Consider the following 12291-nt stretch of genomic DNA (forward strand, 5'->3'; position numbering starts at 1 on the left):
AAATGATTTGATTATTAAATAGAGAGATAAAGTATGGCAGAAAAAGAGTTAATTTTAATTAGTCATGGAACCATGGCAGAAGGTGTGAAAACCAGTGCCGAACTGATTATGGGTGAACAAGAGCACTTGCATACAGTTTGTTTACTACCGTCAGAAGGTCCAGATGATTTTAAACAAAAGTTTGAAGAGCAAATTTCAGGAATGAATGCTGAAGACATTACAGTTTTTGCAGATTTGATGGGTGGTACTCCAGCTAATGTAGTAAGTAGAATGATCATGAGTGGTCAAAATATCCATTTGGTTTCAGGAATGAATTTACCACTTGTAATCGAATGGCTTAACAGTCAAATGAACAAAACAGAATCCGATTTGATTACAGCGGGTAAAGCAGGAATTGTTGATGTTACTGAAATGTTAGCCAACATGAAAAAATAAAATTTGCTAAGTTAAAAGCCTAGTTCTTATTAAAGAACTAGGCTTTTTAGTTGAATTAAAAACATAACTGAATTGTTTCTAAGGGACTAAGCGGTTCGTCAATTGTAGCAATGTCATGTTCAATGTGAATTTGAACTTGCTTTCTTTCTAACTTATTACCACGTTTTCTGATGATGGTAACTATGTCACTTGGAAGAGGTGCAGCTAGATGCCAATTAATTTGTTGGTAACCATCTAAGGTAAAGTTAGATAGCCATGCGGCTGTACGATCTTCTTGTACAAGTAATTTAACGTTTGGCATTTCCACTAAATAGTCGGCTGGACAAATGCTATTTATCATTTGCTGTAATAGACCCTGTTTATACGTTGTGAATTGTGCTTCCCAACCATGAGCAGGATCTTGATCTATCGGCAAGATAAGAATGTGGTCATCAACTATTGCCATTACATTACCAAGCTTTTCATCAAGTGAGTTATATGCATAAGACCAAATGCTGACATTACTATTCGGCTGATATTCCAACTTTAAGTAACTACCAGTTTGTTGCAGCATAGTGATTCGTGGGTTATCGACACCTTCAACAGTATGACCATCTGCTTGTTCAAACACTTGGAAATTTGACCTATGAGGGTGCCATTCAGCTTTTTTGATATGTAATAAACTACCTAAGCCACGATCAAGCAATACTTGGATACTCTCACCATCGAGAAGAACATGATTGTTTGCAATTAAGTCCGAGATTTGCGTATTCGTTAAATTGCGGAGCAGTTGCCCCGAAATTGCAAGAGTTTCACCTGTCAAACGGCTATTTGCTGCAAGTGGAAAAATTGTTGTGGCGAAACTAAATGATCCCAAGAGACTTGCCCAATTTTTTTCGTGAGGTAAGAGCTCTTGGATGTCTTTACCTGTCGTTGTATGTATGTGATAGCTCGAATCTTGATCTACTAAGATTTTGATGCCGCTTAAATGGACAATTGGCAGACGGTTTTCTACTAATTGGTTAACGAATGGTTTGATTTCCGCAAGCATTTCTGCATATTGCCAACTATTATTAATACCATTTCCCATCATATCGAAAAGGTTTAGCAAAATTCCTTGACTGCCTATTAAAGCAGTGGAAATGATTTGGAACTTAGTAAATGACAGTGATTTAACTAGCGGTGAGTACATATAGCTTTCTAGCTCAGGATATAGCTCTGCATTTTCACCTAGAAAAGCGGCAGTTATTCGTGTGTACTCTTCAAAGGCACGCCCGTACTGCAATGGAGCCACTTCATTGTATGCAGGTAAATGGGGACGTGCAATTTTTGGATGTCCTGCTCCTGCTTGAGCTGAGAATAACTTATTCCAGTCGCGACCTTCTAGGGCATGCCAGTCAGGATAGGAGGTCATTTGTGCTAAATCAGTTTCTGGACTAACTTGATGAACTGCCTGTTCAATTAGATGCTCGGTTTCAATCATTTCAATTCGTGCTTGATCTAAATAAACTTTTCGCTCAAGTGTCGGTTTCCCTGGCTGCAAAAGTTTGGCAACAAATTCTGAGCGCGTTTCTTCATGTGGTAACTTCTGATTATAAAGTTGCATGTGATAATCACAAAAGCACATTAATTTTAGCGGTGAGTGGTTATAGTGACGAAAATCATCTTCTAGCCAGAGGCGGCGAGGATGAATACTGGCATATTGTGCATATGTTTCGGCTAAGTACTGCCGCCATTTTGGATCGGCTGGGCAAGCCATGTCTTTAGCCTTATTACCGTCAAGATCAACAAAAGTGTTAAAACCAATTTCAGGATTAACATGATAGCCGCGATCTGAATGCATAATTGTTGTCCAAGGATTCAGACTTGTAGTAACGCCAATCTCCGCTAGCTCTTTCTGCAATGGTTTAATTGCATCAAGCCAGCGCTCGGTCTCACTTCTAGTCAAATGACTGTGGTTCATTTCCTCACCGTTAATGAAAAACGCAACGTCGTCAATTTGCCCTTTTTTTACAAAATCAATTAGTTTCTGATCTTTAGCTGGAGTATTTGACCGTGGGTCCAGCATGTATCGTAGTGTATAAATAAAGCTCATAATTTCATTCCTAATAATAAAAACTGCTAAATTATTTAAACTTATCATAGCAGTTATTGATGAAATAGAACATTAGTTAAAAAAATATTAATCATTTTTAAACTATGCTATCGGTGCAAAGAAGCTAGCCGGAAAAAATTTATGCTTTGTAATCTAAATAAGTGGTTGGACCTTTAATTCACAACTATCTATTTATCTGGCATTTAAAATAGCTTATAATAACTTTTATTAATATTTTTTAATAAAAATCAAATATTTGTTAATTAGCGTGATAATTACGCGCAATTGACTTGTTAAATGAAAACCTTAAAAACTATCAGTTTATAGGAGGAAAGAGCAATTAATCAGCAGAAAGAAACCGAGCAGGTAAAAGAAGTTAAAACATTAAAACTACAAGCAATTGCAAGTGTTGAAAAACAGTGTGATTATTTTGAAATTAAATATGTAGGTGGCTTAGTAGGACGCCTATATTTGATTGATGCAACTACGTTCCGCTACTATGTTGATCCATTGAAAAAATTTCAAGAGCCGGAACAGTCTGAAGAAGGGCTACACGCACAAATCTTTGTTAAAGATGTTTACGGTTACGCAGGGATGAATGAAGCTAGTTTAAAAGAAACTGCAAACGGCTGGCAAATTTCAACTGGAGTAATTGAGATTTGCTTCAAGCGAGCACCGGCAGTAATGTCTGTGAACAAAAATGGTCAAACTATCCTAGAAGAAGCAGAGCCACTTGAACTGACTAATGTAAAAACAACACAGACTTTGGCTAATCATAGTGCAAGCTATTTTGGTGGTGGTACACAAAATGGACGATTTAATTTAACGGGTGAAAAGATCGAAATCGTCAATACTGGTAACTGGGTTGATCAAGGTGTAGCTTCTCCAAGTCCATTTTATTGGTCCAATGCAGGCTATGGCGTCATTCGTAACACCTATAAGCCAGGCCACTATGATTTTTCTAATATTGATAGTCAGGAAATAACTATCAATCATGAAGAAGAGCGTTTTGATGCAGTTTACTTCTTTGCGGACACTGCATATGAATTACTTCATGAGTATCATCAATTAACTGGTCAGCCGATTTTAATGCCAATCTTTGGTTTTTATGAAGCTCACTTGAATGCATATAACCGTGACTATTGGGTTGAAGTGAAACCAGATGAAAAAGGTGCAATTAAATATCCAGATGGTAAATACTATCGTGAGTATTTGCCTAAGGACTTGCCAGCAGAACTAAAGCAGCAGTCAATTAAAGAGACTTTGAATGGTGAGCATGGCGGGGAAACGTATCAATTCAGTGCACGAGCAATGCTAGAACAATATCTTGAACATGATATGCCGCTAGGCTGGTTTTTACCAAATGATGGTTATGGGGCTGGTTACGGGCAAACAGATACATTAGAAGGAAACTTGGCCAATCTGGCAGAATTTATTAAGTTTGCCAACGCTAAAGGAGTTCAAGTAGGATTATGGACGCAACAAAACTTATCTCCAGTTGATCCTGAACATCCGAAACCAGATGATCGTGACTTNAACTTGGCCAATCTGGCAGAATTTATTAAGTTTGCCAACGCTAAAGGAGTTCAAGTAGGATTATGGACGCAACAAAACTTATCTCCAGTTGATCCTGAACATCCGAAACCAGATGATCGTGACTTTGAAAAAGAACTTGTTGCTGGTGTAACTGCATTGAAAACTGATGAAGCTTGGGTTGGTAATGGATATTCATTTGGTTTAAACGCTACTCAAAGCACAGCTAAGATGGTTGAAAAAATAAAAGGAGATCAGCTCCGTCCATTTATTCTCACGCTTGATGGCTGGGTGGGTACCCAGAACACAGGTGCTGTTTGGACTGGGGATGAAGTTGGTGGAGAATGGGAATATATTCGCTTCCAAATTCCGACATATATCGGCGAAGGGCTTTCTGGTCAGCCAAACGTTGCTTCTGATATGGATGGCATCTTTGGCGGTGAACATCCAATTATTAACACTAGAGACTATCAATGGAAAACATATACACCAATTGAACTTAACATGGATGGTTGGGGCAAAAATCCCAAGAATCCTTTTGTTTTTGACGGTATCACAACTAAGCTTAATCGGGCGTACCTGAAACAAAAATCAATGATGCTTCCTTATAACTATAGTATTGCGGCTCAAGCTTCCTTTGAGAGTAAACCAATGATTCGTGCAATGTTTTTGGAATATCCAGAAGTTCCGGAATACTACACTAATTTAGTTAGGTATCAATATCTCTGGGGACCTAATTTCTTGGTAGCACCAATTTATCAGGATACGGCAAGTGATAAAGATGGTAATGACGTACGTAATGAAATCTACTTACCTAATACTGAGCAAATTTGGATTGACTATTATACAGGTCAAGAATATCAAGGCGGACAAGTTATCAATAACTTTGATGCGCCTTTGTGGAAATTGCCTGTCTTTGTTAAAGCTGGGGCAATTATTCCGATGGCACCTGCAACGAATACACCGCGTGACTATCTGGAACTAAAGAAACAACGACAAATAGTGTTTTATCCTGCTGGTGACACCAACTTCACGCTTTATGAAGATGATGGAATTTCGGCTAAATATCAAAAGGGTGAGTATGTCCAAACAAGAATAGCAAGTCAGTTGGCCGATAATAATTTGACAATCAAGCTTGAAAGAACTCAGGGTGGGTATGAAGGATTTGATCCTGAAAAAGTAACTGAACTAGATATTAGAACTAAGAAAGCTCCTGTAGCTATTGAAGTGAAGGTTGGAAATGATGAGGTTCAGCTAACTGAGGTAAATAGTATAGAAGAATTTGAAAAACAAGCTAATTGTTTTTATTTTGACCAACACTATTTAACTAATCCATATTTGAAAGAATTCGATTCAAAGCTTGAACAGTCCTTTTTAAGAATAAAAATTGGTCAGACTGATGTTGTTAAAACTGATTTAACAGTAAATATTACTGGGGTTGATGCCACTCCTGTTGCCGTTAATAAGATTCCAGCAGTAAATGATACTGTGGCTATTCCAGTGGAACTTAAGCAAGATGAGACCAAAACAACTGACACTGCTATTAGTGTTTTGTGGGAACCAGTTCTTCGTAGTGAGAGTTATCAACTAAAAATAGATCATCTTTTATACACTAACATTAAAAAGCCACAGTTTACATTGAATAGTTTAAAACCCGACACCCTACACGAATTTCAGGTACGTGTTGTAACTGAAAAGGGTGCATCTGCTTGGAGTCCAAAGGTTAACTTTAAGACAAAAATACAAGTTGAAAAAGAGAAATAATTTTCGAACTAAAAAGAAATATTTTCAGTAAATCAGACATTTTACAGAAAATATTTTCAAAAAACTCCACATAGTTGGAAACCTTTACAAATATGTTAGCGCTTCTTTAAAACGGCATTGTATCGGTATATAATAACAGTGTGCGATTAAAGAAAATACTAAAAGGAGACATATAATGAGAACAATTTCTGCGGCAGTTGCCAAACATATGGAAAATTTGTCAACAACTGATGGGGTAATTAGCGCTTTAGCAATTGACCAACGTGGCTCACTTAAACAAATGTTGGCAGATGCTGCTAATAAGCCAGCTGATGAAACAACAATTGTTGATTTTAAAAAGGCAGTTTCAAGCGAATTAACGCCATATGCTTCGTCAATTTTGACAGATCCAGAATATGGTTTACCAGCAACGAAAGTAAGAGATAAAAATTGTGGTTTACTGCTTTCATATGAAAAAACAGGATATGACACAACAGAGCCTGGTAGAATGCCTGACCTCATTGCTAATCAATCTGGTTTGCGCATCAAAAATGAAGGTGGAGACGCAATTAAGTTTTTAGTTTATTATGATCCAGATGAAGGTCAGGAAATTAATGATAAAAAGCAAGCCTTTGTTGAGCGTGTTGGTGCAGAGGCAAGAGCAAATGAATTGCCATTCTTTTTAGAAGTCTTAACTTACGATGCAAATATTGCAGATGCCAAAAGTGAAGAATTTGCAAAAGTTAAGGCTAACAAAGTTATTGAGACAATGAAAGAATTTTCAAAACCTCAATATGATGTAACTGTATTGAAGGTAGAAATACCTTTTAATATTAAGTATGTTGAAGGCTTCAATGGCTCTAACAATGTTGTTTACACTCAGCAAGAGGCAAAGGACTTATTAAAAGAGCAGTCTGAAGCAACAGACTTGCCATATATCTTCCTGTCTGCTGGAGTAACCAGTGAAGAATTTATTGCCGAAATTAAAATGGCTGAGAAAGCTGGCGCTGACTTTAATGGTGTTTTATGTGGACGTGCTACATGGAAACCATCTATTGAACCATTTGCTGGCGAAAGTGAAGAAGCAGGTCGAAAGTGGTTATCGACAAAAGGTAAAGAAAACATTGAAAATCTTAACGCAGCTCTCAAAGGTGCAAAATCTTGGCGTGAAAAGTTAAGTGTTGAATAATAGCTTTAATGTTTGAAATTAATTAGTTGAGCATATTATTATGTGATACCCATCAGGAATTTATTACTCAGCTTAAGAGTGCTAAATCACCTGATGAAATTATGACGCTGTTTAAAAATTAGCAAATAAAAAATCCTAACTTCTTAATAAGTTAGGATTTTTCTTTATTTAATTAATCCGCAATCTTTTTTGCCTCATCGAGAGCCTTCATAATAGAAGGATTTTTTGAATGGCAATCTTTAATCATTTGGATATCTTCGTCACTTAATGTAACAGTATATTTGCTCATGATTATTGTCCTTTCTGCAAAAAACTTATCTTAACTATAGCACTTTTAGTGCTATAGTTAATTAATAATGGCGAAAAAACCAGAGATAGCAGCGATAAAATAGCGATTGTTATTTTTCAATCATGTTTCAAAAGCGCCCTAAAAAAATCCTAATTGCTAAATACAAACGTTAGTTCTTGTAAATAGCAAATATAAGTAAATCTAGCATTATAGGTGGTTTTCACAAGTTTACTAATTCAAAAAAATTCTATTACAAATGTGACAAGTATTTTTATTTAGGTAATTATTTCTTAAAAAGCGAGTGATACTTCTGTTATGGTTCTGCAATTTTTAGGTTGTAGGATATAGAACATCAAAGCGAAAGTCACTTTTGTGCTTTCAATTTGAGATAGAAAAAAGATCGGGTTTTTTATAAGGAGAGATTTTTTTGAAGGTAAAATCTATCTTGGCTAAAACAGCAGCAGTAGCAGCAATGTCAATTTCTGGTGTAGCATTAATGAACAGCACCAATACAGACACGGTTCAAGCTGCAACGGTAGAAAATGATGCAGAAGTTGTAACTGTAAATTATGTAGATGGCAATTCTATCCGCGTTTGGAACAGCTACAAGCATCCTGAAGCTACTGGACAAATTTTGCCAAGTAATTCTTCCTGGAAAGTTATTAAAACTGCTTATGACAAAGATGGTCATAAATGGTACGACCTAGGTAAGAATCAATGGGTAAAAGCTAAGTACGTTAACAAAGGTTATTACCCAGAAAATGCTTCGGGTCAAGAAGCAGTAGTTGCAGATGATAATTCAGCTAATGCGGAAGATACAAGTGTAAACTACAGCGCAAATGCGCAAAACTATGTAAGTCCAGCCGGCTCAGAATCTGAAGCTAAGGCATGGATTGCAAGTCGGGAATCCGGCGGCTCATACAGTGCACAAAATGGCCAATATATTGGCAAATATCAACTATCAGCTTCCTACCTTAATGGAGATTACTCCGCTGCTAACCAAGAACGTGTTGCCAATAATTATGTTGCGCAACGTTATGGTTCATGGGCAGCCGCTAGGGCATTCTGGCAAGCAAATGGCTGGTACTAATAATTCCGCTAAAAATATAAATAACAATTTAACAAAAAAGAAGAGCTAGTTTAATTACTAGCTCTTTTTTTGTATTTGAAATTAATGGTCAATTGCATAGGTCAGCTTATCACTACGAAGTATTTGTGAGGTGATGTGTAAAGGTTGGCCCTTTTCGTCATAAACAAAGTCTTTGATTAGCATTAAAGGTGAGTTCTGGTCAACATTAAGTAGAACTGATTCTTCTTTAGTTGCAAATGCTATTTTAAAAGTCTTTCTGCCAGTACTAGGTATTGTTGAAAATTGTTCCTTCAACAACTGATATAAAGGACGATTAAGGTCAGCGCTTTTTAGTTGATCAAATTTTGGTGGCAACCAAATCCACTCAAGGCAAAAAGGTACATCATCAATATAACGAAGTCGATTGATTGCAATCAATTGTTCTGTATCCCCTAAATGGAAAAAAGCTCGTTGTTCATCGTTGCCATGAGTGAGTTCTACACTAATTAGGCGTGTTGACATGTTTTTACCAGCACGTTCAACACTATCAGTTAGACTAGAAAATTGATGCTTTTTTGTTTTGACCTCGTTTCTGTTGTCAGAAACGTATGTACCTTTTCCAGGTAATTTAATCAAAATGTTTTGATCTGTAAGTAATTTTAACGCTTTACGGACTGTAGTACGGCTGACTGCAAATTCTTCACGTAATTCTGCTTCTGAAGGGATGCTACTGCCAACTTGATATTGCTGGTTACTAATACGCTCTTTAATAATATTTGCCAAACTAACATAAAGTGGTAAATGCTCTGCTTTTTTTAACATAAATACCTGTCCTTAAATTTTACTTTCTCTAATTATAGCAAAAAGCCTTTAAAATAAACATCTTTCCAACTTTATGTCTTCAAGTTTGAATACCTGTATCAAAATATTAGCTTTACTTTTTAAATAAAGCGCTTTATTATGAAGTTAGTTAGATACATGTATCATTTTTTAAAGGAGAAAATACATGAAAGTACAAGAAGAAGTTTCGCAAATAGTCAAGCGAGCAGTTGACAGACTAGAAAAGCAAGGTGGGGTTAAACAAGTAGTCTGGATTGGAGCAGGTGGCTCATTTGGCGGTTTTTATGGTGCACACTATTTCATGCAACAAGAATCCAGTCAATTGTATTCAACAATGTGCACGAGCGGAGAATTCATTTATGCTGCTCCAAAGAATATTGATAAAAATACTCTGGTAGTACTTTGCTCTATGAGAGGAACAATTGAAACAATTGAAGCCGCGAAAGTTGCACGAGATTCCGGCGCGACAACAATTGCTCTGTATGTTGATGAATCAGAACTTGTAGAAGTAACAGATTTCAAAATTAAATATGAGAGCTTAGCGCTTGATGAAAGTGGACTAGACCGAGTAAACGGCAGTATTGGTCTTTGCATAGCAATGAACGTGCTTAATGAAGTAGAAGGCTATGAAAACTATGATCTGGCAATGAATTCATTTGATTTGCTTGATCCAATTTACCGTAAGGCAGTTGAATATACTACGCCACTGGCTAAAGAATGGGCCGAATTAAATAAAAATCAGAAAACAATATATGTAATCGCAAGTGGACCAGCACTTGGTGCGGCTTATGTTTTCTCAATTTGCAATTTAGAAGAAATGCTGCAACTAGATTCACCAACTGTACACAGCTATGAGTACTTTAATGGTCCGTTTGAAGTTACCGACAAAAATAGATCGATTTTTCAATTATTGGCTACTGGAAAAACTAGACCTGAAGATGAAAGAGCTCTGAGGTTTGAGCAAAGATTTGGTGGGAAAAAGTTATATGTTTTGGACGGCAAAGAAATAGGCCTAGATGATCTTAAGCCAGAAGTATCACCGTATTTTAATCACTCCATTTTCTCGTCAATTCTTAATAACGTATATATGCGTGAATTATCATATACAACTCATGAGAGCTATGAGACGCGCAGATATATGTGGAAAGAAGAATACAAATAGTTAACTTGTTAAAAACAACTGTTTGACATTAAGTCCCACTAAAACCACGTACGCAAGGATAATAACTTTAAATTAAAATTATCATACAAAACAAATGATAACGCTTTAAACTGAAAATAATGCAAAAATAATTTAATTATTTTCAAATAAAGCCTTTACATAAATTGGTCAATATAATATTATACATGTGTACGTGTTAATACATCTTATATTTATGGGGAGCTGTATAACATTGTCCATGATTAGGGGTGAAAGAAAGTGAAAATAATTTTAGTTAGCCATGGAAAATTGGCAAAAGGTATGAAAGACACAGTTGAAATGATTGCCGGTCAACAAGAAAACCTTGAAGCATATGAAGCTTATGAAAATGGGACCAGTGATGACAGTTTTATCAATGATCTTAAGAATTCTCTTGCTTCAAGCAAGAACGATGATGTGATTATCGTAACGGATGTTTTAGGGGGATCAGTTAATAATGAGGCCACACAATTACTGAAGGATCATCCGAACTTAACAATTCTAACTGGAATGAATTTACCTCTGATTATTACATTAGTTACAACGGTCAACTCTGGAATTTCAGATGAAAAAGTTTCAGAAGCGATTGATGAAGGAAAGAAAGGAGTTTTGTCTGTTAATAAGTTAATGACTGAAAAAGATGATGAAGGAGATTTATTATGATTAAAGTAATAAGAGTTGATCACAGATTACTACACGGTCAAGTTGTATTTTCTTGGACAAAGTTTGCCAATATTGAGCGAGTAATTGTCATTGATACTGCAACCGCAAACGATGATTTTAAGAAAATGTCGTTGAAATTGGCTAAGCCTGAAGATATTAAGTTGAACGTGTTTAGTGTTGACGCAGCAATTGAAAAAATTGATCGAATTAAAGCGCTCGACGATAACATTATGTTGCTTTTTGAAAATGTAACAGAACTGAGTAAATTTATTGATGCTTATGGTCCAGTTGAAGAAATTAACTATGGTTTGATTCCTTCAAAAGATGGAGCTAAAAGATTTAGCAATGCAATTTACTTGTTGCCTGAGGAAGTTGAATTAACTAAGAAAATGTGCGACCAAGGTATCAAGATTTCAATGCAACAGGTCCCTTCGTCTAATAAGGAACTTCTAAATAATCTTATTTAGAAAGAAAGGTATAAAAAATGTTTTGGAAAGCGTTAATTGTCGGACTGATTGGTGTTTTTGCCATGTTCGACTCCAGATTATTAGGACGTGAAAACTTTGAGCAGCCACTGATTGTTAGTACTTTAGTAGGACTAGCTTTAGGTGATCCAGCAAAGGGATTAATGGTTGGTGCAACCTTGCAATTGGTTTCAATGGGAATCGTTGCTGTAGGTGCAGCTACACCACCAGATATGGTGTTAGGCTCAGTTGTTGCTTCTGCTTTCGCGATTCTGTCCAACACGAGTGCTCAAGCAGCGTTGACGGTTGCTTTACCAGTTGCCGTATTAGGTCAAATGATTGGTATTGTCGTTAGAATGCTGTTCTCTTCCTTTAACCAGTTAGCAAATAAAGCAATCGATGCTGGGAAGTTCAAGAAAGCTCGTAGCTATCACATTGTATATGGTCCAATTATTTATGCTCTGCTCTACTTTGTGCCAATCTTCTTGGCAATTTTCTTAGGAACAAATGCAGTTTCGAGCTTCGTCAAATTGATTCCAGCTTGGTTAACAAATGGTTTGACCCTAGCAAGTAAGATTTTGCCAGCATATGGATTTGCACTATTAATGTCAACGATGATTGATAAGAAAAATGCAGTTTACCTATTTCTTGGTTTCTTTATTGCCGCATACGGCAAAATGTCAGTAATTAGTGTTGCAATTTTTGCAGTTATTTTAGTTGTCATTCTAAACAAGTTTATGTCTGGAAATGACAATAATAACACTCAACCATCATCCAGTGACAGTTTAGATGACTTAGAAGAATTATAGGAG

At 36.3% G+C, this 12291-nt stretch carries 10 protein-coding genes and 1 pseudogene; 9 read left to right on the forward strand and 2 right to left on the reverse strand.

What is annotated here, in order from left to right:
* Positions 1-33: 33 nt before the first annotated feature.
* Positions 34-435 (forward strand): PTS sugar transporter subunit IIA, encoded by a 402-nt coding sequence (locus CRG87_RS04405; protein ID WP_074426350.1) that lies wholly within the window; start codon positions 34-36, stop codon positions 433-435.
* 55 nt (positions 436-490) lie between these two features.
* Here CRG87_RS04405 and CRG87_RS04410 read toward each other — a convergent pair whose 3' ends face one another.
* Positions 491-2509: a hypothetical protein gene (locus tag CRG87_RS04410; RefSeq protein ID WP_074426351.1), complete on the reverse strand. Its 2019-nt coding sequence runs from the start codon at positions 2507-2509 to the stop codon at positions 491-493.
* 594 nt (positions 2510-3103) lie between these two features.
* Here CRG87_RS04410 and CRG87_RS08275 point away from each other — a divergent pair.
* From CRG87_RS08275 to apf, 4 genes and pseudogenes are all read left to right on the forward strand, one after another.
* Positions 3104-5239 (forward strand): annotated as a pseudogene (locus CRG87_RS08275) (TIM-barrel domain-containing protein); the annotation flags it as partial.
* Positions 5240-5269: 30 nt separating this feature from the next.
* Complete coding sequence (locus CRG87_RS08330; protein ID WP_458118139.1) at positions 5270-5806, forward strand: fibronectin type III domain-containing protein; 537 nt, start codon at positions 5270-5272, stop codon at positions 5804-5806.
* Between the two features lie 175 nt (positions 5807-5981).
* A complete protein-coding gene (locus tag CRG87_RS04420) occupies positions 5982-6974 on the forward strand; it encodes a tagatose 1,6-diphosphate aldolase (protein WP_074426353.1) in 993 nt (330 codons plus the stop codon).
* 716 nt (positions 6975-7690) lie between these two features.
* Positions 7691-8353, forward strand: coding sequence for an aggregation-promoting factor (gene apf / locus CRG87_RS04430; protein ID WP_074426354.1), 663 nt, complete (start codon positions 7691-7693; stop codon positions 8351-8353).
* Between the two features lie 81 nt (positions 8354-8434).
* Here apf and CRG87_RS04435 read toward each other — a convergent pair whose 3' ends face one another.
* Positions 8435-9154 carry a GntR family transcriptional regulator gene (locus CRG87_RS04435; protein ID WP_074426355.1) on the reverse strand — a complete coding sequence of 240 codons (720 nt, stop codon included), beginning with the start codon at positions 9152-9154 and terminating at the stop codon, positions 8435-8437.
* A 184-nt stretch (positions 9155-9338) separates the two neighbouring features.
* Here CRG87_RS04435 and CRG87_RS04440 point away from each other — a divergent pair, with 184 nt between their 5' ends.
* The 4 genes from CRG87_RS04440 (at position 9339) to CRG87_RS04455 (ending at position 12288) form a co-directional block, all read left to right on the forward strand.
* Complete coding sequence (locus tag CRG87_RS04440) at positions 9339-10334, forward strand: sugar isomerase (protein WP_074426356.1); 996 nt, start codon at positions 9339-9341, stop codon at positions 10332-10334.
* Between the two features lie 258 nt (positions 10335-10592).
* On the forward strand, positions 10593-11015 hold the full coding sequence (locus CRG87_RS04445) for a PTS sugar transporter subunit IIA (protein WP_074426357.1): 423 nt from the start codon (positions 10593-10595) through the stop codon (positions 11013-11015).
* On the forward strand, positions 11012-11482 hold the full coding sequence (locus CRG87_RS04450; RefSeq protein ID WP_046306099.1) for a PTS sugar transporter subunit IIB: 471 nt from the start codon (positions 11012-11014) through the stop codon (positions 11480-11482). The genes CRG87_RS04445 and CRG87_RS04450 overlap by 4 nt, the downstream gene beginning before the upstream one ends.
* Positions 11483-11499: 17 nt before the next feature.
* Positions 11500-12288: a PTS mannose/fructose/sorbose/N-acetylgalactosamine transporter subunit IIC gene (locus tag CRG87_RS04455; protein ID WP_074426358.1), complete on the forward strand. Its 789-nt coding sequence runs from the start codon at positions 11500-11502 to the stop codon at positions 12286-12288.
* The last annotated feature ends 3 nt before the right edge of the window (positions 12289-12291 follow it).

The sequence above is a fragment of the Lactobacillus apis genome, assembly GCF_002837055.1.
In the GTDB taxonomy this organism is placed as follows: Bacteria; Bacillota; Bacilli; order Lactobacillales; family Lactobacillaceae; genus Lactobacillus; species Lactobacillus apis.